This is a genomic window from Streptomyces sp. NPDC058008 (genome assembly GCF_042886395.1).
Lineage (GTDB): Bacteria > Actinomycetota > Actinomycetes > Streptomycetales > Streptomycetaceae > Streptomyces.
The window spans coordinates 13008-36117 of the sequence record NZ_JBHVQX010000007.1 but is presented as its reverse complement, the minus strand read 5'-3'; the positions used below and the strand labels follow the sequence as shown (position 1 = coordinate 36117).

20 protein-coding genes and 1 other RNA gene are annotated in these 23110 nt (G+C 73.6%); 13 read left to right on the top strand and 8 right to left on the bottom strand.

The annotated features are described in order from the left end of the window. The first annotated feature begins 45 nt into the window (after positions 1 to 45). Positions 46 to 774: a dipeptidase PepE gene (gene pepE / locus ACFVS9_RS08875; RefSeq protein WP_383113425.1), complete on the top strand. Its 729-nt coding sequence runs from the start codon at positions 46 to 48 to the stop codon at positions 772 to 774. Here pepE and ACFVS9_RS08870 read toward each other — a convergent pair. Further along, complete coding sequence (locus tag ACFVS9_RS08870) at positions 740 to 2272, bottom strand: MFS transporter (RefSeq protein ID WP_383113424.1); 1533 nt, start codon at positions 2270 to 2272, stop codon at positions 740 to 742. The two genes, pepE and ACFVS9_RS08870, sit on opposite strands and share 35 nt — an antisense overlap. A 247-nt stretch (positions 2273 to 2519) precedes the next feature. Here ACFVS9_RS08870 and ACFVS9_RS08865 point away from each other — a divergent pair, with 247 nt between their 5' ends. Continuing rightward, positions 2520 to 4034 (top strand): MFS transporter, encoded by a 1515-nt coding sequence (locus ACFVS9_RS08865; RefSeq protein WP_389931123.1) that lies wholly within the window; start codon positions 2520 to 2522, stop codon positions 4032 to 4034. A 54-nt stretch (positions 4035 to 4088) separates the two neighbouring features. Here ACFVS9_RS08865 and ACFVS9_RS08860 read toward each other — a convergent pair whose 3' ends face one another. Further along, positions 4089 to 4721 (bottom strand): response regulator, encoded by a 633-nt coding sequence (locus ACFVS9_RS08860; protein ID WP_389931296.1) that lies wholly within the window; start codon positions 4719 to 4721, stop codon positions 4089 to 4091. A 519-nt stretch (positions 4722 to 5240) separates the two neighbouring features. Further along, on the bottom strand, positions 5241 to 6860 hold the full coding sequence (locus ACFVS9_RS08855; protein WP_389931121.1) for a hypothetical protein: 1620 nt from the start codon (positions 6858 to 6860) through the stop codon (positions 5241 to 5243). 195 nt (positions 6861 to 7055) lie between these two features. On the opposite strand from ACFVS9_RS08855, the gene ACFVS9_RS08850 reads away from it, so the two are divergent. From ACFVS9_RS08850 to ACFVS9_RS08835, 4 genes are all read left to right on the top strand, one after another. Continuing rightward, the gene (locus ACFVS9_RS08850) at positions 7056 to 8096 is read left to right on the top strand and encodes an ABC transporter substrate-binding protein (RefSeq protein WP_389931119.1); all 1041 of its coding nucleotides are present in this window, start codon (positions 7056 to 7058) and stop codon (positions 8094 to 8096) included. Positions 8097 to 8180: 84 nt separating this feature from the next. Continuing rightward, complete coding sequence (locus ACFVS9_RS08845; RefSeq protein WP_383117548.1) at positions 8181 to 9017, top strand: Nif3-like dinuclear metal center hexameric protein; 837 nt, start codon at positions 8181 to 8183, stop codon at positions 9015 to 9017. Further along, on the top strand, positions 9014 to 9757 hold the full coding sequence (locus ACFVS9_RS08840) for a zinc ribbon domain-containing protein (RefSeq protein WP_383117551.1): 744 nt from the start codon (positions 9014 to 9016) through the stop codon (positions 9755 to 9757). The genes ACFVS9_RS08845 and ACFVS9_RS08840 overlap by 4 nt, the downstream gene beginning before the upstream one ends. Continuing rightward, on the top strand, positions 9757 to 11139 hold the full coding sequence (locus ACFVS9_RS08835) for a bifunctional RNase H/acid phosphatase (protein ID WP_389931117.1): 1383 nt from the start codon (positions 9757 to 9759) through the stop codon (positions 11137 to 11139). The genes ACFVS9_RS08840 and ACFVS9_RS08835 overlap by 1 nt, the downstream gene beginning before the upstream one ends. Before the next feature lie 48 nt (positions 11140 to 11187). Here the strand turns inward: ACFVS9_RS08835 and eda are convergent, their stop codons facing one another. Together eda and yaaA are read right to left on the bottom strand one after the other, a co-directional pair. Next, on the bottom strand, positions 11188 to 11835 hold the full coding sequence (eda, locus tag ACFVS9_RS08830) for a bifunctional 4-hydroxy-2-oxoglutarate aldolase/2-dehydro-3-deoxy-phosphogluconate aldolase (protein WP_389931115.1): 648 nt from the start codon (positions 11833 to 11835) through the stop codon (positions 11188 to 11190). A 79-nt stretch (positions 11836 to 11914) separates the two neighbouring features. Beyond that, positions 11915 to 12715 (bottom strand): peroxide stress protein YaaA, encoded by an 801-nt coding sequence (gene yaaA, locus ACFVS9_RS08825; RefSeq protein ID WP_389931113.1) that lies wholly within the window; start codon positions 12713 to 12715, stop codon positions 11915 to 11917. A 406-nt stretch (positions 12716 to 13121) separates the two neighbouring features. On the opposite strand from yaaA, the gene ACFVS9_RS08820 reads away from it, so the two are divergent. After that, positions 13122 to 13655 carry a TetR/AcrR family transcriptional regulator gene (locus ACFVS9_RS08820; RefSeq protein ID WP_383117544.1) on the top strand — a complete coding sequence of 178 codons (534 nt, stop codon included), beginning with the start codon at positions 13122 to 13124 and terminating at the stop codon, positions 13653 to 13655. A gap of 18 nt (positions 13656 to 13673) precedes the next feature. Further along, positions 13674 to 14073: RNase P RNA component class A (gene rnpB / locus ACFVS9_RS08815), an RNA gene on the top strand. Positions 14074 to 14223: 150 nt separating this feature from the next. Here rnpB and ACFVS9_RS08810 read toward each other — a convergent pair. From ACFVS9_RS08810 to ACFVS9_RS08800, 3 genes are all read right to left on the bottom strand, one after another. Then, positions 14224 to 14688, bottom strand: a complete 465-nt coding sequence (locus ACFVS9_RS08810) for an NUDIX domain-containing protein (protein ID WP_383117550.1) — start codon at positions 14686 to 14688, stop codon at positions 14224 to 14226. A gap of 104 nt (positions 14689 to 14792) precedes the next feature. Further along, the gene (locus ACFVS9_RS08805; RefSeq protein ID WP_389931111.1) at positions 14793 to 15122 is read right to left on the bottom strand and encodes a hypothetical protein; all 330 of its coding nucleotides are present in this window, start codon (positions 15120 to 15122) and stop codon (positions 14793 to 14795) included. Positions 15123 to 15566: 444 nt separating this feature from the next. Continuing rightward, positions 15567 to 17429, bottom strand: a complete 1863-nt coding sequence (locus tag ACFVS9_RS08800; RefSeq protein ID WP_389931109.1) for an ABC transporter ATP-binding protein — start codon at positions 17427 to 17429, stop codon at positions 15567 to 15569. Between the two features lie 1353 nt (positions 17430 to 18782). Between ACFVS9_RS08800 and ACFVS9_RS08795 the strand changes: the two genes are divergently transcribed. The 5 genes from ACFVS9_RS08795 to ACFVS9_RS08775 are packed head-to-tail and all read left to right on the top strand — an operon-like array spanning position 18783 to position 23052. After that, a complete protein-coding gene (locus tag ACFVS9_RS08795; protein WP_389931107.1) occupies positions 18783 to 20429 on the top strand; it encodes an ATP-binding protein in 1647 nt (548 codons plus the stop codon). Positions 20430 to 20434: 5 nt separating this feature from the next. Beyond that, positions 20435 to 20845 carry a roadblock/LC7 domain-containing protein gene (locus tag ACFVS9_RS08790; protein ID WP_073747478.1) on the top strand — a complete coding sequence of 137 codons (411 nt, stop codon included), beginning with the start codon at positions 20435 to 20437 and terminating at the stop codon, positions 20843 to 20845. Then, positions 20842 to 21213 (top strand): DUF742 domain-containing protein, encoded by a 372-nt coding sequence (locus ACFVS9_RS08785; RefSeq protein WP_383117540.1) that lies wholly within the window; start codon positions 20842 to 20844, stop codon positions 21211 to 21213. Before ACFVS9_RS08790 ends, ACFVS9_RS08785 begins: the two co-directional genes overlap by 4 nt. Beyond that, positions 21194 to 21799, top strand: a complete 606-nt coding sequence (locus ACFVS9_RS08780; protein WP_383117539.1) for an ATP/GTP-binding protein — start codon at positions 21194 to 21196, stop codon at positions 21797 to 21799. Before ACFVS9_RS08785 ends, ACFVS9_RS08780 begins: the two co-directional genes overlap by 20 nt. Beyond that, positions 21796 to 23052, top strand: a complete 1257-nt coding sequence (locus ACFVS9_RS08775) for a cytochrome P450 (protein WP_383117538.1) — start codon at positions 21796 to 21798, stop codon at positions 23050 to 23052. The genes ACFVS9_RS08780 and ACFVS9_RS08775 overlap by 4 nt, the downstream gene beginning before the upstream one ends. Positions 23053 to 23110: the final 58 nt, after the last annotated feature.

The following is a 23110-nucleotide window of genomic DNA, read 5'->3' as shown; positions in this document are numbered from 1 at the left end:
CCCGCCCCGCCCGCCCCGCCCGCCCCACCCCTGCGAGGAACCCCCGTGAATCTGCTGCTTCTCTCCAACTCCACCCAGTACGGCCGCGGTTACCTGGAGCACGCTCTGGAGACCGTCACCGCGTTCCTCCCGGAGAACGCGCGGCTCGCCTTCGTCCCCTACGCGCTGGCCGACCACGACGCGTACACCGCGCGCGTCCGTGAGGCCCTGGAGCCCTTCGGCACCACCGTGCGCGGCGTCCACGAGAACGCCGACCCCGTCGCCGAACTCGCCGCCTCGGACGCCGTGTTCATCGGCGGGGGGAACTCCTTCCGGCTCCTGAGCGCCCTGTACCGCACCGGCCTGCGCGAGGCGCTCCAGGACACCGTGCGGGACGGCATGCCCTACATGGGCGCCAGCGCGGGCACCAACATGGCCGCGCCGACCCTGCGGACCTCCAACGACATGCCCATCGTCCAGCCGCCGTCCTTCGACGCGCTGGGCCTGGTCCCGTTCCAGATCAACCCGCACTACCTGGACCCGGACCCCGCCAGCACCCACAAGGGCGAGACCCGCGAGGAGCGGCTCACCGAGTTCCTGGAGGAGAACGACGTCCCCGTGCTCGGGCTGCGCGAGGGATCCTGGCTCCGGGTCCGCGAGGGCGGTGCCACGGTCGAAGGAGCGCGGCCCGCCCGGCTGTTCGCCCGCGGTGCCCGGCCGCGGGAGCTCGCGGCCGGCACCGATGTGTCGCGGCTGCTGGCTACGGAGCCGAGGTTCGACGCTCCGGAGCGCTGACCGGGGCCGCGACGGCGGCGGACTCCGCCGCGGCGAGGGCGTCGCCCGCGCTGCTGGCCACCAGCACCGGGCCCGCCTTCCGCTGCGCGGGGAGGAACGCGGCCAGCACGAGGCCGATCAGCACCGCCCCGGTCGCGATCATGAACGAGGTCCGGAAGCCCTCCATGGAGGGGACGTCCACCGACCCCGCCCGCACCGAGGTGTTCGCCAGCACCATGCCGATCACCGCGCTGGACAGCGAGGTGCCGATCGACCGCATCAGTGTGTTCAGACCGTTGGCCGCACCGGTCTCGGAGGCGTCGACCGCCCCGATGATCAGCGCGGGCAGCGAGGAGTACGCGAGCCCGATGCCCGCCCCGAGCACCACCGCGATCACCACGGTCTGCCAGGCGGCGCTCATCAGGCCGAGCCCCGCCCCGTAACCGACGGCGATGATCAGCATGCCGAGCATCAGGGAGACCTTGGGGCCGCGGCGGGCGGAGAGCCGGGCGTACAGCGGGGCCACGAACATCATGGTCAGACCCAGCGGCGCCACGCAGAGACCCGCCATCACCATGGACTGGCCCAGGCCGTAGCCCGTCGCCCGGGGGAGCTGGAGCAGCTGCGGGAGGACCAGCGACACGGCGTAGAAGGCCACCCCGACCATGATCGAGACGAGGTTGGTGAGCAGCACCTCGCGGCGGGCGCTGGTCCGCAGGTCGACCAGCGGCGCCGCGGAACGCAGCTCGAACAGGCCCCACAGCACCAGGACCACCAGGGACGCGGCGATCAGCCCGAGGGTCAGGGGCGAGGTCCAGCCCCAGTCACCGCCCTTGGTGACGGGCAGCAGCAGGCAGACCAGGCCGAGCGAGAGCCCCAGCGCGCCGACCAGGTCGAAACGTCCCGGTGCGCGCAGCGGGGGCTCCGGCACGACGAGCACGGTCAGCGTCATCGCCAGCACACCCAGCGCGGCAGAGCTGAGGAAGAGCGCGTGCCAGTCGGCGTGCTGGGCGATGAGCGCGGCGGCGGGCAGCGCGAGCCCGCCGCCCACGCCTATGGACGAACTCATCAGCGCCATGGCCGAGCCGAGCTTCTCGCGCGGCAGCACGTCACGCATGATGCCGATGCCCAGCGGGATGGCCCCCATCGCGAAGCCCTGGAGCGCCCGCCCGGCGATCATGATCACGAGGTCGTCGGTGGAGGCGCAGACCAGCGAGCCGACCACCATCACGGCGAGACTGGCGAGCAGCATCCGCCGCTTGCCGTACAGATCACCGAGCCGCCCCATGATCGGGGTCGCGACGGCCCCGGCGAGCAGCGTCGCCGTCATGACCCAGGTCGCGTTGGCCGGGTCGGTGCCGAGCAGTGACGGCAGGTCCTTGATGACGGGGACGAGCAGGGTCTGCATCACCGCGACGGTGATCCCCGCGAACGCGAGTACGGGAACCACGCCGCCGCCCTTGGCCCTGCGCGGGTCGGGAAGTTCCCCGGCTTGCTGTTCGTTCGTCGTCCGTTGCATACGTGTGGCCTCCGGGCAGGGGGAGAAGCGGAAGTTCGAGCGGGGTGGAACGTGCGGCGGCGCGCCCGCGGGCAGCGTCGACCGCAAAGTGTGTGCATGTTGAACGCTTTCGTACGCCCGCGATATTCCGGTGAACGCGGCGTAAAAACAGGGAAGTCGGCGAATGTTCCTACGCCAGAGGGCGGAGGCCCGGTGGGACCGAAGGCGGGCCCGAAACCGATGTACGGGGCACGAGTGGCCTGCGAGTATGACACCCATGGTTGACGTCACCCCGCCCCCGCGGCCTCCCGCCCGCTCCAGGACCCGCACGTGGGCCGTGGTCGCGGCCGCCTGCACCGGTCAGTTCCTGGTCGTCCTCGACGTGTCCGTCGTCAACGTGGCCCTGCCCTCGATGCGCACCGACCTGGGCCTGAGCGCACCCGCGCTCCAGTGGGTCGTCAACGCCTACTCGATCGCCTTCGCCGGATTCATGCTGCTCGGCGGGCGGGCGGCCGACATATACGGCCGCAAGCGGATGTTCCTGACCGGACTGGGCCTCTTCACCGCCGCGTCGCTGGCCGGCGGGTTCGCGCAGGAGGGCTGGCAGCTCCTCGCCGCCCGCGCGGGGCAGGGACTCGGCGCGGCCGTCCTGTCCCCGGCGACGCTCACCATCCTCACCGCCGCCGTTCCCGAGGGCCCGGCGCGGACCCGGGCGATCGGCACCTGGATGGCGGTCGGGGCGGGCGGCGGCGCGGCCGGCGGGCTGGTCGGCGGGGTCCTCACCGACACCCTCTCCTGGCGGTGGGTGCTGCTCGTCAACGTGCCGGTCGGCGTCCTCGTCATCGCCGGCGCGGCGGTGTGGCTGGCCGAGGGCCGGGCGGGCGACCGGCGCCGGGTGGACCTGCTGGGAGCGGTCCTCGTCACGGCGGGCCTGGCCACGACCGCGTACGGCGTCGTGCAGACCGAGGCCTCCGGGTGGACGGCCGCCGCCACCCTGGTGCCCCTGCTGGGCGGTCCCGCGCTGCTCGGGGTGTTCGTCCTGGTGGAGACCAGGACGGCCGCGCCCCTGATGCCGCTGCGGGTCCTCGGGGTGCGCGCCGTCTCGGCGGCGAACGTGTCGATGCTGCTGCTGGGATCGGCGACCTTCTGCATGTGGTACTTCATGACGGTCTACACCCAGAACGTGCTCGGCTACACGCCGCTGGAAGCGGGGTTCTCGCTCCTGCCGAGCTCCGCCGCCGTCTTCGTCGGGGCGAAGGCCGCGCCCGCCCTCATGGCCAGGACCGGTGCCAGGTCCCTGGCCGTGGCCGGAGCCCTGGTCGCCGCCGCCGGTTTCGGCTGGCAGTCCACCCTGGGCGTCCACGGCTCCTACCTCACCTCGGTCTGCCTGCCCGGCGTCCTGATGATGGCCGGGGCCGGGCTGGCCTCCACCCCGCTGGCCACGCTCGCCACCTCAGGCGCGGCACCCGGGGACGCCGGACTCGTCTCCGGGCTGGTCAACACCTCACGGACGATGGGCGGCGCGCTGGGCCTCGCCGTGCTCTCCACGGTCGCGGCGGCCCGCACCGCCGGTTCGACCGGGGCGGCGGAGATCACGGCCGGTTACGCCCTGGCCTTCCGTACGTCCGCCGTGGTGCTGACGGCCGGAGCGGTGATGATGCTGCTCTGGCTGCCGGGCCGCCGGGCGGCGGGCCCGGGCGGGCGGGCGGGCCCGAGCGCGGGGAGCCGGGGGAGGCGCCCCGGGAAGGAGACCGCTCCGGCGCTGCACTCCCCGGAGGCGTAGCCGGGTCCGGGAGCGGTGCCGTCCGGCACGGTGCGGGAGAAGGGCGGACGCCGCTCAGAGCCAGCCCTGCGCACGGGCCGCGCGCATCGCCTCCATGGGGGTGCGGGTACCCGTCTTCCCGGCGGCCGACGCGAGGTCGCCCAGGACCGCCGCCTCCGGCAGGCGCAGCCTCCCGGCGATGTCTGCGGCCGTCGCCCCGTCCGCGGACGCGTTGAGCACGTCCCGCTCCTGGGGGGTCAGCGGGCAGGGGCCGGCGCCTTCGGCGGCTGCGGCCAGCGCCGGATCGATCACGGTCTCTCCGCCCAGCACCTGCCGGACCGCCTTCGCCAGGTCACCGACCGGGCCGTCCTTCACCAGGAAGCCCGAGGCCCCGGCCTCCAGGGCGCGCCGCAGATGACCCGGCCTGCTCAGGGTGGTCAGCATCAGCACCCGGCAGTCCGGCACCTCCGCCCGCAGTTCGGCGGCCGCGTCCAGGCCGCCGCGGCCGGGGAGGCCGATGTCCACCAGGGCCACGTCGGGGCGGGACAGGTGTGCCGCGTGGACGATCCCGTCCCCGGCCGTCAGCTGGGCCACCACGTCGAAGTCCGGCTCCATCCCGAGGAGCAGGGCGAGTGCGCCCGGCCCCACCCCCGGGTCCTCGGCGAGGAGGATGCGGACCGAACCGGTGGGGCGGTGGTCCTGCGGCATCTCGTTCACGGGCTCACAGTAGGCCGCCGGGCCGTCACGGGGGCCGCGACGCCACCGCCCCGCCGGGAGGAACACCCTTCGGGCGCCGAGCGACGCCGAGCGACGCCGAGCGACGCCGAGCGACGCCGAGCGACGCCGAGCGACGCCGAGCGACGCCGAGCGACGCCGAGCAACGCCGAGGGCCGCCGCAGCCGGACGGCTGCGACGGCCCTCGTCTCGTACGGAGCGGTTCAGGCCGCCGCGCCGCCACCCCCTTCGGAGGGACGCCGGTGGCGGCCGTGCGGCTGCGCGGTCACGCTGTCCGCAGACGCGCCCCCTCGGTGCTTTCCGTAGCCGCCGGCTTCGGCCCGGCCGGTGTCCGCCTCGGGCGGACGCGTCTGGGTCGTGTCGGTTCGGGCTTCAGGCATGTGGGAAGTCTCCCCGTTGCAATCGCTTACATGTGGTGTCGCAGCCCCGCCGCCCCCCGGCACGGTCACCGTCGGCGCCCGCACGGAACGGCTGCGTAGCCCGGGCGAGAGTTTATCCAGGTGCGGTCCGCCCGATGAGAGGCGCCTGCCCCAACGGAACGGGTTTGCACACCCCGGATGCAGGGGCCGTGGCGGAGGTGTCCGTTCCGCTCGCGGCGACGGGACGGGGCCCGTCCACGGGAGCCTCCATCAGGGCCACGGCGCAGGGGGTGTCCTCCCGTGAGTACGGGAGGTGCAGCACCCCCTCCCTGGTCCAGAAACCGGTTCCGGCGAGCCATCCGCCGGGCGCCGCGAACTGGTGCAGCCGCCGGCCGGCCGGCCGCCACAGCCCCACCCAGCTGCCCGCCGCCCCGTCGACCCGCAGGGCCACCGCGCAGCTCTCCGGCATCAGCATCTGGCCCGGCTGCACGGCGAACGGCGTCAGCACCGTGTCCTGGGTGCGCAGGCACTCGGGGAACCGCACGGGAAGGCAGCTGCCCTGCACGCCCCAGCCGAGCCGGTCCTGGCCGGGCGCGTCCGAGCGGACCAGCAGCAGGCCGCTGTCGGCGTCGGCCGTCAGCAGCCGGTCGTTGCTGTCCGGCGCGATCTGGAGCAGCGGGGTCACCTCGCCGTCCCGCTCCAGGTCCACGACGACCGCCTTCACGGGTCCGCCGCCGGGCATCTGCCGGTCCACCGCGAGCAGCCGCCCCTCGCGGTCCAGCCAGGCGCCGCCCGAACACCGCCCGGGGACATCCGCGACCAGCTCGGGACCGTACGCGCCACCCGCCACCAGCCAGACGCCGGTGGAGCGTTCACCGGGGAGCAGGGCGAAGACGCTGATGCCGTCCGGGGACGGGGGCAGGAGCGCGAGTTCCGGGCATTCCAGGGAGCCGAGCGCCCGTTCGCCGGTGCCGTGGCCGGTCGGATAGAGCAGGGAGAACGTGTGCCGGCCCGCCGCCACCTGCTGCCGGATCAGGACCCGGCCGTCCGAGAGCGGCAGTACGTCGGCCCCGGCACGCTCCGGCCGGCCCAGGGGGAGGCGTACGGCGTAGGGCTCGGGGCCGTCCAGGGTCCAGCGCTCGACGGACCGGACCGGCTCGTCCGGCGGCCCGGCCTCGGTGAGCCGCGCCGCGTACGAGTGGTCGGCGGCGATGGTGAGCGGGGGCCCCACACGGCGCGAAGACATCTGGCGGGGTCCCGCCGCCCCGGTCTGCGGGGGCGGGGCGGGACCCACCGGGGGCCCTGGGGGCGGGGCGGGTGTCGCCGTGATCCCGGCGGATGGGGTGGCGGGTACCACCGTGATGCCCGCGGAGGGGGTGAGCAGCGTGGTGATGCCCGCGGGCGGGGCGGGTACCGAGGTGATCCCCGCGGAGGAAGCGGCGGGCACCACGGTGATCCCCGAGGCCGGGATGTGCGGCGCCGAGCGGACGGGCGGGGTCGCGGCCGGTGGCACGAAGGGGAGGGGCGGGACGACGGTCGCGGCCCGGCCGGCCGCCCGCGGACCCCGGTCCTCCCCGGCCGGATCCGGAGGCCGGTCCTCCCCGGCCGGATCCGCGCCCTCGTCCGAGGCGCCCGCGGCCCGGGGCTCCACCGGTGCGGGCGCGCCGTCAGGACCCGCCGGTCCGGGCGTGGTCCCGGTCGTCGCGACCCCGGCGGGTCCGGCGGTCTTGTCCTCGATGGCACAGGCAGTCATGGTTCGGTCACCTCCGGCAACCGAAGCTAGATTTCGGACACGTCGCCGGACAACGCGAGCCATGTCTCTTCACACATAAGGGTGCCGATGTCCAGATTCACCTGCGGAGGTGGGGGCGCCTGTGCTGCACGTTCGGGAAGCACATAAGGTGAGCCTTCCCTAAGAATTTCCTGTACGTCCTGAACGGGAGCAGACATGTCCTTCAGACGCCGCGGCACCGCCGCGATCGGTCTCGCGGTCGCGGCCGCACTCACCCTCTCGGCATGCGGGGGCGACGACACGGCGGGCGCTGACAAGGGCGGCGACAAGGGCGGTGACAAGAAGGCGGCCGTCGCCACCGGCGGCAAGGACTTCGGCGACGCGGCGAAGAAGACCGCGGAGTACGGCACGGACGCCGGAGCGGGCGAGTTCCCGCGTACGGTCACCCACGCCATGGGCAGCACCGAGCTCACGTCCGTGCCCAAGCGCGTGGTCGTGCTGGACGTCGGCGAGTTCGACAACGTCGTCTCGCTCGGTGTGAAGCCCGTCGGCTACGCACCCTCCGAGGGCGACGAGGCCATCCCGTCGTACCTGAAGAAGGACGCGGGCGACCCGGCGAGCGTCGGGACGATCAACAGCCTCAACCTCGAGGCGATCGCCGGCCTGAAGCCGGACCTGATCCTCGGCAGCCAGCTCCGTGCCGCGGACAAGTACGACGAGCTCTCGAAGATCGCGCCGACCGTGTTCTCCATCCGCCCGGGCTTCACCTGGAAGGAGAACTACCTCCTGAACGCCGCCGCGCTCGACAGGACGGCGAAGGCGAAGTCCGAGCTCGCCGCCTACGAGGCGAACGCGAAGAAGCTCGGCGAGGACATCGGCCCGGACAAGCCGACCGTCTCGATGGTCCGCTACCTGCCGGACAAGATCCGCCTCTACGCCAAGGCGTCCTTCATCGGCACCATCCTCCAGGACGTCGGCCTGCCCCGGCCGGAGAACCAGCAGATCGACGACCTCGCCGCCGAGATCAGCCCCGAGAACATCGACCAGGCGGACGCCGACTGGATCTTCACCGGTGTCTACGGCGACGCCAAGGCCACCAAGCGCGACACCGCCCGCGCCAACCCGCTGTGGAAGAACCTCGCCGCGGTGAAGGCCGGCCAGGCCAAGGACGTCTCGGACGAGACCTGGTACCTCGGTCTCGGCGTCACCTCCGCCAACCTGGTCCTGGACGACCTGCGCGCCGACCTCGTCGGGTAACGATTCGCACCGGCCGCCGGTCCCGCTCCACGGGCCCCGGCGGCCAGGGGCGGCGGGGCACGGCGGACAGGTAGCCTTTCCCCCGTGCCCCGTCTGTCTGAAGTCATCGCCGAGCTCGACGCCCTCTGGCCTCCCGAGCGGGCCGAAGGATGGGACGCCGTCGGCACGGTCTGCGGTGATCCCGTGGCGGAGATCGACCGGGTCCTCTTCGCGGTCGACCCCGTCCAGCAGATCGCCGACGAGGCGCGCGCCCTCGGTGCCCAGCTGATCGTCACCCACCACCCGCTCTATCTGCGCGGTACGACGACGGTCGCGGCCTCCACCTTCAAGGGCCGGGTCGTCCACGGCCTGATCAAGCACGACATCGCGCTGCACGTCGCGCACACCAACGCCGACACCGCCGACCCCGGGGTCTCCGACGCCCTCGCCGCCGCGCTGGACCTGAGGGTCACCGGCCCCCTCGTGCCGGCCCCCGGCGACACCGGCGGCCGTCGCGGGCTCGGCCGGATCTGCGAACTCGACCACCCCGAGACCCTCCGTGACTTCGCCGCCCGCGCCGCCGCCCGGCTGCCCGCCACCGCGCAGGGCATCCGGACGGCCGGCGACCCCGACGCGCTCGTACGCCGGGTCGCGGTGAGCGGCGGCTCCGGAGACAGCCTCTTCGACGCCGTACGCGCCGCCGGTGTGGACGCCTTCCTGACCGCGGACCTGCGCCACCACCCGGCCTCCGAGGCGGTCCAGCACACGCCGCTCGGCCTGGTCGACGCCGCGCACTGGGCCACCGAGTGGCCCTGGTGCGAGCAGGCCGCCGCGCAGCTCGACGCAATCTCCGACCGCCACGGATGGGACCTCCGGGTCCACGTCTCGAAGCAGGTCACCGACCCCTGGACCACCCACCACTCTTCTGGAGCCCCCAACTGAACGCCGCGCCCGCCGACCAGATCCGACTCCTCGAAGTCCAGGCACTCGACGTACGTCTGTCGCAGCTCTCCCACAAGCGCACCTCGCTGCCCGAGCACGCCGAGCTCGACTCGCTCAACAGCGACCTCGCGCAGCTGCGCGACCTGCTCGTCGCCTCGCAGACCGAGGAGAGCGACACCACCCGCGAGCAGACCAAGGCGGAGCAGGACGTGGACCAGGTGCGCCAGCGCGCCGTCCGCGACCAGCAGCGGCTCGACTCCGGGGCGGTCTCCTCGCCCAAGGACCTGGAGAACCTCCAGCGCGAGATCACCTCGCTGGCCAAGCGCCAGGGCGACCTGGAGGACGTCGTCCTCGAGATCATGGAGCGCCGCGAGTCCGCCCAGGAGCGCGTCGCCGAGCTGACCGAGCGCGTCGGCGCGGTGCAGGCCAAGGCCGACGACGCGACGGCCCGCCGTGACGCCGCGACCGGCGAGCTGGACGCCGAGGCGGCCACCGTGTCCAAGGACCGCGAGGTCGTCGCGGGTGCCATCCCCGCCGACCTGCTCAAGCTCTACGACAAGCTGCGCACCCAGCAGGGCGGTGTCGGCGCCGCCCGGCTCTACCAGCGCCGCTGCGAGGGCTGCCGTCTCGAACTGAACATCACCGAGGTCAACGACGTGAAGGCGGCGTCCCCCGACACCGTCCTGCGCTGCGAGAACTGCCACCGCATCCTGGTCCGCACCTCGGAGTCGGGTCTGTAATGCCCGCTCCCCGCCGGCTCGTCGTGGAGGCCGACGGCGGGTCCCGGGGCAACCCGGGCCCCGCGGGCTACGGCGCCGTCGTCCTGGACCCGCTCGACGCCGCCACGCTCGCCGAGCGGGCCGAGTACATCGGTGTCGCGACGAACAACGTGGCGGAGTACCGGGGTCTGATCGCCGGCCTCAGGGCGGTACGGGAGCTGTTCCCGGACACCCCCGTCGAGGTGCGTGTCCGGATGGACTCCAAGCTGGTGGTCGAGCAGATGTCGGGGCGCTGGAAGATCAAGCACCCCGGCATGAAGCCGCTCGCCGAGGAGGCCGCGGGCATCCTGCCCGCCTCCTCGGTCACGTACGAGTGGATCCCGCGTGCGGAGAACAAGCACGCCGACCGGCTCGCGAACGAGGCGATGGACGCCGGCAAGCGGGGTGAGCAGTGGGACCCCGGTGCCTCGACGGCCGACATGGACACGATGCGCCCCTACTTCCCGACGGAGCCGCCGCCCCGGTCCGGACCGCCCGGCGACGCGGCCGCGGGCGCGGCGAAGGTCCGCGCCGCGCTGGCCGCCGCCCGGCCGCCGGGCACCCCCGGGCCGGATACGGCCGAGGCGCCCGAGCCCGGTGCGGCCGGGACGGCGCAGGCGGACGGTACGGACGGTTCGCGGGCGGGCGGCGTGCGGGGGCCACGGCCGGGAACGGCCGGGGCCACGGAGTCGGGCACGGACGGGACCCCGCAGGTGGGCTGGGCAAGCGCACCCGATCTGGGCGCGCCCGCGACGTTCTACCTGCTCCGGCACGGCGAGACGGCCCTCACCCCGGAGAAGCGGTTCTCGGGGAGCGGAGGCAGCGACCCCGAGCTGTCGGAGACCGGCCGTCACCAGGCCGCCTGCGCGGCGGAGGCGTTCGCCGCCCTGGGCACGGTCCAGGAGATCGTGAGCTCACCGCTGCGCCGCTGCCGTGAGACGGCGCAAGCCGTGGCCGACCGCCTCGGCCTGGAGGTCCGGGTCGAGGAGGGACTGCGCGAAACGGACTTCGGTGTCTGGGAGGGGCTCACCTTCGCCGAGGTGCGGGAGCGCCACGGCGCCGACCTCACCGCCTGGCTGGCGTCCCCCGACGCGGCACCCACGGGCGGCGGAGAGAGCTTCGCGGAGGTGGCGGAGCGGGTCTCCGTGACGCGCGACCGGCTGATCGCCCGTCACGCGGGCCGTACGGCGCTGCTCGTCACGCACGTCACCCCGATCAAGACGCTGGTCCGCCTCGCGCTGGGCGCCCCGCCGGAGTCTCTGTTCCGTATGGAACTCTCCCCGGCCTCCGTCTCGACGGTGGCGTACTACGCGGACGGGAACCCGTCGCTGAGACTCCTCAACGACACCTCGCACCTGCGCTAGCGGTCCGCCGGGGCCACGGCTCGGGGGTCCCCGGGCCGCGCCGCCGGGTCAGCCGCGGCCGAGGGCCGAGGCCTCGGCCGCCAGGCGCTCCACACGGGCCCAGTCCTTCGCCGCCACCGCGTCGCCGGGCACCATCCAGCTGCCGCCCACGCAGCCGACGTTGGGCAGGGCCAGATACGACGGCGCCGAGGCGGCCGATATGCCGCCCGTCGGGCAGAACCGCGCCTGGGGGAGCGGGGACGCCAGGGCCTTCAGGTACGCGGTGCCGCCCGCCGCCTCGGCGGGGAAGAACTTCATCTCCGTGACCCCGCGCTCCAGCAGCGCCACGACCTCGGAGGTCGTGGAGACGCCCGGCAGGAACGGCACGCCCGACGCCTTCATGGCCTCCAGCAGGGTGTCCGTCCAGCCGGGGCTGACCAGGAAGCGGGCTCCGGCCGTGACGGTCTGTGAGACGTGCGCCGGGGAGATCACCGTGCCCGCGCCGACCACGGCCCCGGGAACCTCCGCGGCGATGGCCCGGATCGCGTCGAGGGCCGCCGCCGTCCGCAGCGTGACCTCGATCGCGGGCAGCCCGCCCGCCACGAGCGCACGGGCCAGCGGCACCGCGTCGGCCGCGTCCTCCAGCACGACGACGGGGACGACGGGGGCGAGGTCCAGCACGGAGGCGGACACGGCGACGGGCGCGGAGGAGGTCATGGACTCATCCTGCCGCGAGGACCGCACAGTGCGCAACGCTCGTTGCGTATGCTGCAACGAACGGGGTGGGGTGGAGGTCTCAGTGGATCTCGGTGACCACCACGTCGAGCGCCCAGGGCCGTCCGGCCCGCTCGGGAGCCCGCGCCTCCACCACGTATCCGAGGCCGTCCAGCACCTCGACCAGCTCCGCCGGTCCCTTCGGGTCGGCCCCGGAGCGCAGCAGGTCACGCACCATCCGGCCCTTGGTCGCCTTGTTGAAGTGGCTGACCACGGACCGCTTCTCCACCCCGTCGACCATCCGGGACTGGAGCACCCGCACACTCGCCGTGCGCTCCGCGACCTCGCCCGCCGGCTTCCAGGCCCCGGCGTACGCGGACGAGCGCAGATCCAGGACCGGCCCGTCCCCGGCGGCCTCCGGCATGACCGACGCCATCGGTGCGCGCCAGTACGCGCTCAGCGCGCCGAGGCCCGGCAGCTTCACGCCCATCGAGCAGCGGTACGACGGGATCCGGTCGCCCACCCGCACGGCGCCCCACAGCCCGGAGAAGACCAGCAGCGACGTCCCGGCCCGCCGCCTCGCCGCCGCGTCCAGGGTGGCCAGACCGAGGGCGTCGTACAGCACACCGGTGTAGATCTCCCCGGCGGGCCGCGTCCCGGCGGTGCGCAGCTCGGTGTTCTTGGCTACCTCGCCCCGCAGCCCCTCGCTCAGGCCGAGCACCTCGCGGGCCTTCTCCTCGTCCGCCACGCACAGCTCGACCAGCTCGCCGAGGACGGCGGCCCGCGCGTCCGCGAGGCCCGGCAGGGAGAGCGACTCCGGCTTCAGCGGTGCCCCGCTCCCCGAGGCGGCCTTACCTTCGGAGGGCGGCAACAGCACGAGCACGGGCGTTCTCCTTCATACGCGGCACAGGGCTCCCTCACGCACGGAAGCCCCCCCCCCGGCAAGGGTACGGGCCAGGAGCCCAGGAACCCGCCGGGAGACCCGCGCACCGGCCCGGTCCGGGGGAGGAGGGGACGCGGCGGGCGAGGTCCCCGCGCGTACGCCGCCCCGGGCGGGGGCGACGGACCCGCCCCGGGGAGGTGGCACCCCGCGCCGGGAGGCCGCGGGCCGTCCAAGGAGCGGCGGGAGCACGCGAGATCCCCTCCGGGCGTACCGGGAACAGCCGAGGTCCCCTCCGGACGTACCGGGAACAGCCGAGGTCCCCGGCGACCGGCTTGTCCGTATCTCGTACGATCACGTCCTCGGTCGTGGACTGCGTACCGACTCCGTACCAGGGAAGGTCTTATGCGTGAGTGACCTCGCCATCGCCCCCACGGCCGGCAGGCCCCGGCAGATCGTGGCCGCCGCGCGCGCCCTGCTGGAGGCGGAGGGCCCGGAAGCGCTCACCATGCGCCGGCTGGCCGACCGGGTGGGTGTCAAGGCGCCGTCCCTCTACAAGCACTTCCCGGACAAGTCCTCCGTGGTGGCGGCGCTCGCCACCGAAATGCTCAGGGAGACCGCCGGGGTCCTGGCGGCGGCCGAGGCCGCGGCCCCCGGTTCCTTCTCCGCCCTCGCGACCGCGTATCGCACGTACGCCCTGGCCCATCCGCACCTCTACCTCCTCACCATGGGCCGCACGCTGCCCGCCGGGGGAGCGGCGGACGCGGCGGCGGCTCCGCTGTACCGGGCCGCCGGGGGCGACGAGGACCGCGCCCGGGCGGCCTGGGCCTTCGCCCACGGCATGGTGGTCCTGGAGCTCAACGGCCGCTTCCCCCCGGGCGCCGACCTGTCGGCCGCCTGGGAGGCGGGCATCGCGGCCTTCACCCCCGGCACCGGCGGGTAGCATGGTCACCACGGCAGACGAGCCGGGCGGACGGCCGCGTGAGGATCTTCGGACCCTCCCGAGGAACGTCCGGGCTCCACAGGGCAGGGTGATGGCTAACGGCCACCCGGGGTGACCCGCGGGACAGTGCCACAGAAAACAGACCGCCGGGGACCTCGGTCCCCGGTAAGGGTGAAACGGTGGTGTAAGAGACCACCAGCGTCCGAGGCGACTCGGACGGCTAGGTAAACCCCACCCGGAGCAAGGTCAAGAGGGAGCACCCCGGTGCTCCTGCGCGAACGTCCGAGGGCTGCCCGCCCGAGTTCGCGGGTAGACCGCACGAGACCGGCAGCAATGCCGGTCCTAGATGGATGGCCGTCTCCCCGGCCGCCGCGAGGCGACCGGGCGACAGAACCCGGCGTACAGCCCGACTCGTCTGCCGCCCCCTTCGGCTCCGCCACCGGACCTCCGGCCCGCGCCGGCGGAGCTGCCCGGCCCTTCAGGCCCGCCGGCGCCCGGCAGGGTGCTGCTGAGCGGCTCCGGCCGGGCCCGAGCGGCGATCACGGCGGGCCGGTCGCCGGGGCGGTGCTCAACTGTCGTCCCAGCCCCAGGAGTCGAAGTAGGCCGCCGTACCGGTCAGCCGTGCCGTCATCACCGCTTCCAGGCGGGCGAAGTCCTGCCGGGGCATCAGCGGCTCCCACTCCGCCAGCGAGAGGACCCGCACCGCGTCGTGCTCGTACGGATCCAGGACGATGGACCGGATCTGCTCGTCGGTGAGCCGGCCGCCGTCGAACACGCACCCCGTCGAGCTGAACGGCCAGTCGCTCCCGGGAGGGCCGAAGACCGAGGCGAGCAGCCGGGGAGGCCCCTCCACGTCGAGGCCCGTCTCCTCGTGGCACTCCCGTCGCGCCGTCTGCCAGGGGCGCTCCCCGTGATCCATCGTGCCGCCGGGGAACTGCCACGGATGCGCCGGGGAGTACGTGGCTCGCAACTGCACCGGCCGGTCCTTCCGGTCGGTGAAGAACACACAGGCGAACCCGGTCGACTTGGGCACCGACAAGGCATACTCCTCCGGCGGCAACCAGGTACGGCTCACTTCTCCTCCAAGCAGGGGTGAATCTTGATCTGTATGCGGGTCACAGTGACGGGGAATCGGTCTCACCTGTGTTCTGGATCAGTCGTCCGCGCGGGCAGCCCGGCGAGGCCGGTGCCGCGCATGATGTGTTCCACCGTCTCAGCGAGGCCGCCGCCGGCTCCGATGACGGCCTCGACGCCGCCCGGACACAGATCGCGCTCGCGGCCCCGGTCACGCGGATCCCGCTCGGTGACCTGGGCCGGACAGCCGTGGCCGGACGAGGAGGCGGGCCGGCACAGCATCCGTTCGAAAGGAAAGTCGAGGGAGTAAAAGCGAGAGATGCCGTTGTGGCCGCCGGGCGGGCCTGCGAGCATGCCGCCGTACCGGCCGGCGTACCGGCCGCCCTCGGCCACCAGGGGGAATCCGGCCTCCCCGGCGGGTGGCGGGCAACCGCTCCGACCAGCCCGGTACCGGGACCGCCGCGCACCTCGCGCACCGCCGCGCTCCGCAGGACGACGCGCCGCATCCTGCCCCGGGAGGCCGGGGCAGGGCCGCGCCGGGGTCCCCGCCGCGCCCCCGAGGACGTCCCCGAGTTCGGACCGCCCCGGAGAGCGACCGGCCGGGTCCCCGCACTCCCGGGGTCCGTCCCGTGACGCGGGCCGGTCTCATGAGGCTTCGCGCCCTTGGCGGCCCGGCGCGGTCGCGTTCCGGCCGGGCCTCCCCTCCGCCCGTGCCGGGAAGCCGGGACGGATACGCCCCGGCACGGGCGGACGGCACGTCGTCACCCGGGGCGGTGCGGCACCTGCGGACGGGCCCCGGGCGTGGGTGTCACGGCGCCGGGCCGGCGGCGGGGCGGTTCACGCGTGGCTTCCGTGCTTCGTGCCGTCCCGCTCGGACGTGATCTGGTAGGACAGCAACTGGCGGAACAGGCCCGGCTGCTGAGCGAGCTGGGCGTACGTCCCCTCCTGGACGATCCTGCCCTCGTCGAGCACCACGATCCGGTCGGCGACGGCGACGTTCGTGATGCGGTGGGTGACCAGGAGGACCACGCGGTCCCGGGCGAGCCCCCGCAGCCGCCGGAAGATGGAGTGCTCGGCGCGCGGGTCGAGGTTCGCGGTCGGCTCGTCGAGGACCAGCAGTCCGGCCGGGCGGAAGAACGCCCGCGCGAGAGCGATGCGCTGCCACTGACCGCCGCTCAGCTCCTCCCCGTTGAGCCACTCGCGGGCCAGGAGGGTGTCCAGGCCGGCGCCGAGCTTGTCGACGACCTCGTCGGCGCCGGACGCCTCGCACGCCTCACGTACCGCGGCGTCGCCGCCGTCCCCGGGCTGTCCCTGGGTCACGTTCTCGCGCACCGTCAGCGGCCAGTGCGCGTAGTCCTGGGGGACCAGGGCCGTCTGCCGCCACAGCGCCTGCGGGTCGGTGTCGCGGGTCGGGACCCCGTCCCACAGCACCTTCCCCTCCGTGGGCAGGTAGAGGCCACTGACCAGCTTCGACAGCGTCGACTTCCCCGAACCGTTGAAGCCGACCAGGGCGGTGACCTCCCCGCGGCGCAGGGTGAGCGAGACGCCGGACAGCGCGTCGCGGTCCTTGCCGGCGTACCGGTGCGACACCGAATCGATCGTGATCGTCTTCGGCGGACCGGGGTGGTGCGGTCCCCGGCGCATGCGGAAGCCGCCGGCCTTGTCCAGGAAACCGGTCCAGTCGTCCATGTACAGGCCCGTACGCACGGCCCGCGCGCCGACGGAGACCAGGCCGCGCACCGACGTACCGACCGTCTGCAGGGCGAAGACGGCCGTCCCGGCACGCCCGACGGTGATCCTGCCGGTCGCGAGCAGCCATACGACCGCCGCCCACACCACCGCCGACCCCAGCCCGCCGCACAGCGCCCCCAGCAGGGACATGCGGGCGCCCTTGTCGGCCGCCGCCCGGTCCTCGCGGTTGATCCGGGAGACGGTCTGCCGGTACCGGCCGGACAGGAATCCGGCCATGGTGCCCGCGCGGATCTGGTCGGCGGCGTCCTTGGTGTAGATGTGCCAGCGCAGCACCGACAGCATCCGCTGGTCGCCGTTGCTGCGCAGGTTCGCCAGGTAGCGCACGCGGGCGGCGCTGACCTGGGCCAGGGCCTGCGGGAGGCTGGCCGCCACCAGGAGCGGGAGGAGGACCCAGTGCACGCCGGCCAGCACGATCGCCCCGGCGAGGAAGCTGGCACCCGACGCGATGAGGTCCTGGCCCTCGTCGATCAGGTCGCCGGTGACCTGTGCCCCGCGGTCGGCGGCCTCACGGTCCCGGTTGAAGCCGGGGTCGTCGTACGCGCACAACTCGACCTCGGCGCAGCCGGTGAGCAGCATCTGCTCGGCCTCGCGGGACATCAGCGGGCCGAGACGGGAGGACAGCCAGTTGACGGTGATCCCCAGCAGGGCGCGAGCCCCGGCCGCACCGGCCAGGAGCGCCACCGACGGCCAGGCGTCGACGAGCCGGTCGTAGACGTCACCGCCGGTGAGGAGCGCGGTGAGGGTGCCGCTGATGGCGACCAGGCCCAGGGCCTGCATCACCCCGGCCGCCGCCTGGCACAGCAGGAGCCCGGTGGTCGCCCCACGGTCGACCCGCCACGCCAGTCCCAGCGAGCGGCGCACCAGTTGGGGCAGGCGCCGGGCCATGTCCCGCATACGGATCGAGCGGCCGGCGGCCTCGCGGCTGCCGGTCAGGTCGACGTACCGCATCCGGGGTTCCGGGTTCCCCGGCTCCGAGCTCCCCGGTTCCGGGTTCTGCGCTTCCGGACCCAGTGGCTTCGCACTCCGCGGTTCCGAGCCGTCCGTCGCGCCGGACGCGGGCGGATTGCCGCCGGGCGGCGCGGCGGGGATGCCGTGGGGCCCGCCGGGAGGAGTGCCGGGGGTGTCGTCGTGCGGTCCGCCGGGGCGCGCTGTGGCGGAGTCCGGCGGTGGCGGGGTGGTACGCGGCCCCGGAACGCCGTCGGGTGAGGGAGCGGCCGGCCGGCTCATGCCGCCCACCCCGTTTCCCGTCGTACCGAGCCGGTGAGGCCGTCAACCCTGTGGGCGGGGTGAAGGCGCTGTTCGAATGCGGGGGGCTGCTGCGGGCGGGCGGGAGTGGGATGCATGGCGTCCTCCGTCTGGGCTGCCGGATGGCACTGGTGCTCCAAAAACGCGCCGGATCCGGTCCCGTAACGGCCCTGTGGCGGGCATATCGTGAACACCAGTTCTGATGCCGGGGATTGGCCGGGCAGGGTCCGGCGGCCGGATCTCAAACTCGTTCGATCAGGCGGCGTCACTCCTCCGGGGCATTGCTCCGGTGCGCGGCTCCGGGACGCGCGGGCCCGACCCGACGGGCCGCGCAACAGGTCCGCAGTGTCCCGCCGGAGGGGTCCGGCGCGGGGGACCGCGCGGACGGTTCATCAGTTTCCTTGTCCGGGAAGGCTGTCGGCGGGGGCGATGGGCGGCGACAGGGGGCGGTCCGGCGGGGCGGGGGACGGCGACCCGGGGGCCGCCGGGGCATCGTGCCGCTCGCCGAAGCGCGCGGCGCTCATGGACCCGGTGCGCACGCCCCGGGTCTGCCCTCTTCGCGCGCCGGTCCGATGCGCGCACCGTCCCCGGTGGAGGCGTACCCCCCTGATCCCGGCCGTCGGCCGTGAGCGGGACACGGGAGCGAGCGACGGAGGCCATCGCACGACCGCCTTCCGCGGAGGCGTCGCCCCCGGAGCGCGGCCCGCCCCTCCGCCTGCCGTTCCGGCCGCCTTGCGGCCCATGTCAAAGGCCCTTTCCGGCCGTTCTGCGGGCCCCGCCCCGGGGCCGTTCCGCCCCGCGGGGCCGGGCCACGCCCCGCGAGTCGCAGGGGCCTGTCCGAGTCGTACCCCGGTGGCCGGAAGGTTCAGGCCACAGCGTGATCGAATAGCTCCGGTATGCGGAGGAGAGTTGATCACTTGCATACCAAACCCGATAGGCTCCCCTGCGGCGCGGCGAGTTGACTCGAACTCACTCGGCCGCTGTCGCGCTGCCCGCATGCGTGCGCGGCGCCCGCACGACCCCCCTGTTCGATTGTGTTGCTCTCGAAGGATGCAGATGGAACTTGCCACTCCACCCCCGGCGGCACGCGCACCGGTCGCCTGGTACGGCTGGTGGCTGATGCCGCTGGCCTTAGGAGCTGGAACCGTCGCCACCGCGGTGGCGGCACCTGATCAGGTCCAGATACCCGCGACGTTCGCGGGTGCCGCGGTCACCGTCGCCGGCGCGGCCTGTGTACGGCTCCTCGTCAGGACCCGGAACCAGCTCGGCCGTGCGAACGAGGAATTCCGCTCGGCGCAGACCGAGCAGTCCCAGCAGCGCTACGCGGACGTCGCCGGCCGGGAGCAGAGATTCGCGGTCGAGCGGTCCGCGCTGGAGGCCCAACTCGGCGAGCAGGCAGCCGCCTTCGAGGCCCGGCTCGCGGAGAACAACCAGGCGTACGAGGCCGGCATCGCCGCACGTACCAGGGCCATGGAGGAGCACCTCGTGCTCCAGCAGGCCGCCGTCGGCAGACTCGGCGAGAGCGGTCTCCCCGAAGCGATCAAGCGGCTTCGCGAGGGTGAGTCCATCGACGACATCCTGGCCGAGGTCGGCCAGGAGCCGGACGCGAGCCCGCAGATGCGCGCCGCGCAGCGCAAGGTCCTGCGGACCGCGCTGCTCGGTGTGGAGGAGGAGCTGAATCGTTCCACGTCGGCCGAACAGGCCGTGGTGGGCATCGGCAGCCGGATCCACGTGCTGACCGGCCGGCTCCGCGGACGGCTGCACGAGATGCAGGGCGAGCACGGGCGGCTGCCCGCGGTGGCCCAGGGGCTCATGGAGCTCGACCAGGAGATCGGCCCCGCCGACTGCCTCGCCGCCAGCATCGGCGTGCTCGGAGGGTCCGACCGGCCCGGGCGCCAGTGGCAGGAGCCGCAGCGACTGCTCAGCGTGGTGCGGGGCGGCATCGGCCGCATCAAGGACTTCAACCGCATCCAGGTCCGCCACCTGCCCGAACTCGGGGTGGACGGCGGTCTGGTGGACCACCTCACCCTGATCTTCGCCCACCTCCTGGACAACGCGGCCCGCTACTCGCCGCCCACGGAGCCCGTGGTCGTCTCCGGCAAGGAGGTGCCCAACGGGGTCGGCATCGAGATCCAGGACGCGGGCAAGGGGCTGAGCGACGAGCGCAAGCGCGAGGCGGAGCAGTCCCTCGCGGGTACCGCGAAGGGCCCCGGGCTGGGCGGTATCTCGGAGGACGCCAACCTGGGCCTGCGCGTGGTGGGTGCCCTGGCACGCCGCTACGGCATCCGGGTCACCTTCGCGGACTCGCCGTGGCTGGGCACCTCCGTGGTCGTGGTGGTTCCCCACAAGTACTTCAGCCATCTGTCGGCCCCCGCCATCGAGCCGGTCAGGCCCGTCGTGGAAAGGGCCGAGCCGGTCCCCGTGCCGGCCGAGGTCTCCGTGCCCGTGGAGCGCGCCGAAACCGTCGAGGACTGGGACACCACGCCCGGCGGTCTGCCGCGACGCAGGAGCAGGCGGGCCGACGCCCCGAGCGCCCAGCAGGGCGCTGTCGAACGGAGCACGGAGTCGGTGGCCGCCGTGCCGCCCGACGCCTCGTTCGCCGGCCTCGCGGCCTTCGCCACGGCCGGACGCGAGGACGCCGACCCGGGCGTCATCGAGGCGACCCCCGTCCGCGAGTCCAACCGCACTGAAGAGAGCGACTAGTCCACATGACGCAACAGGGAACCGACGTGAGCTGGGCGCTCCGGGATCTGACGGAGAGTATCCGGGAGATCCGCTTCGCCCTCGTGGCCTCCAGCGACGGCAAGGCCATCACCTCCTACGGCGCCGACGACCCCGACGACGTGGATCGCTTCGCCGCCGTGGTCGCGGGGCTGCAGGCCCTCGCGCAGCCCGTCGCCGAGCAATTCCCCAAGTACGCGGGGCAGCTCCGCCTGGCGATGATCGAGGTCGACGGCGGCCACCTCTTCGTGGTGCGGGCCGGTGTGGAGACGTATCTCGGCGTTCTCGCCAGGGAGGGGCTCGACCAGGGCCTGCTCGGGCACCAGATGAGGGACCTGGCGCGCAGGATGGGTGAGCTTCTCGGCACCAGCCCGCGCCTGGAGGAGCACTCTGGATGAGTGGTCCCCGCCGGCCCACGGACCCGCCCGGTCTCGAGCGCTACTACGTCCTCACCGGGGGGCGCAGCGGACCGGGGGGTTCGGCGTCGACCCTGGACGTGGCGACCCTCGTCATCTCCCGTGTCGCAGCCGAGCCCGGCCTGCAGCACGAGCACGAGGAGATACTCCGGCGCTGCCGCGATCCGCTGTCGGTGGCCGAACTCGGCGCCCACCTCGGATTGCCCTTCAACATTCTCGCGGTGCTCCTGGCCGATCTGCTGGACGCAGGCCGCGTCGAAGCCCGTGATCCCATCCCGGCGTCAGCCGCCGGCCGCGGGCCCGACATCGCGCTCCTTGAGGAGGTACTCAGTGGACTTCAAAGGCTTTGACCATCCCGACCGGCAGACGGCCGGGGGCACCCGCTCGGTGAAGGTGATGATCGCCGGCGGTTTCGGCACGGGGAAAACCACCCTCGTGCGCTCGGTCAGCGACATCAAGCCGCTCACCACCGAGGAGACGCTGACCCAGGCCAGCGTGGACGTCGACGATCTGATCGGGGTGGCGGACAAGCAGCAGACCACCGTCAGCCTCGACTTCGGCAAGATCGGCATCAACGACGAGCTGGTGCTCTACCTGTTCGGCACACCGGGACAGGAGCGGTTCTGGTTCCTGTGGAACGGCCTGTTCAAGGGTGCGCTCGGTGCCGTGGTCCTGGTGGACACCCGTCGGCTGGCCTCCAGCTTCCGGGCCATCGAGGAGATGGAACGGCAGAACGTGCCCTTCGTCATCGCCCTGAACGTGTTCCCCGACTCCAAGGGGCACCCGGTCGAGGAGATACGCGACGCCCTGGACATCCCCGCACACACCCCGGTCGTGACCTGTGACGCCCGGGACCGGAACTCCAGCCGTGACGTGCTGATCGCCCTGATCCAGCACCTCAAGGAACGCTCCGCCGTCGCCCTGGAGCCCCGATGACCGATCACCCGGCGAACGACGGCGACGCCGTTCGCGGCTGCCCGGTCATGCACGGCGGTGCGGACGACCTCACCCGGCTGTACGGCCCGGACGCGGCGCTCGACCCGCAGGGCATCTACGGGCGGCTCCGCAAGGAGTACGGGGCCGTGGCCCCGGTCCTCCTGGAGGGCGACGTCCGCGCCTGGCTGGTCCTCGGCTACCGCGAGAGCCGGCGGGTGCTGGACAACCCCCTCCAGTTCAGCCGGGACTCCCGCATCTGGCGCGACTGGCAGGAAGGGGGCGTCGAGGAGACCTCGCCGCTCATCCAGATGCTCGGCTGGCGCCCCGACTGCGTGTCCCAGGACGGCGAGCCGCACCGCAGGCTGCGCAGGGCCGTCACCGACAACCTGGACACGCTCGCGGGGCGGGGCATCCGGCGCCACGTCACGCACTTCGCGAACAAGCAGATCGACGTGTTCGCCGGGAAGGGCGCCGCCGACCTGGTCGGGGAGTACGCCGAGTACCTCCCGATGCTCGTCCTGACACGGCTGTTCGGGCTCCCGGCGGCCGAGGGGCGCAGCCTCGCGGTCTCGTGCGCCCAGGTCATCAAGGGCGGTCCGGACGCCCTTGCGCACAACGACCGCATCATGGAGATCCTCGCCGACCTCGCCGAGCGCAAGCGTGAGGAGCCCGGTCCCGACTTCACCACCGGGCTGCTCGCGCACACCGCCGGCCTCGACGAGGGCGAGATCCTCAGCCACCTGCGGCTGGTGCTGATCACCGCCCACACCACGACCAGCAACCTGCTGGCCCGGGTGCTGGAGCTGGTCCTCACCGACGCCTCGCGCCTCGCGGGACTGGTCAGCGGCCAGCTGAACCTCTCCGGGGTCGTCGAGGAAGCCATGTGGAACACCCCGCCGCTGGCGGTCCTCCCGGGCCGTTTCGCCACGGCGGACCTGGAACTCGGCGGTACGCAGATCAAGGAGGGCGACCTCCTGGTGCTCGGGCTCGCGGCGGGCAACCTCGACCCGGACATCCGGCCGGACTCGGGCGTCTCCGTGCACGGCAACCAGTCGCACCTCGCGTTCAGCGGCGGCCCGCACGAGTGCCCCGGCCAGGGCATCGGCCAGGCGATCATCGAGACCGCCGTCGACGTCCTGCTGCACCGGCTCTCCGGACTGCGCCTGTCGGTACCCGTCGACGAACTCACCTCGACGGCCTCCACCTGGGAAGCGCGTCTGGACAGCCTCCCGGTCGAGTTCACGGTGCAGTAGCCACCGCGTCCCGCGTTCCCGCCCGGCCGGGCCCTCCGGCCGGGCGGGAACCGCCGTG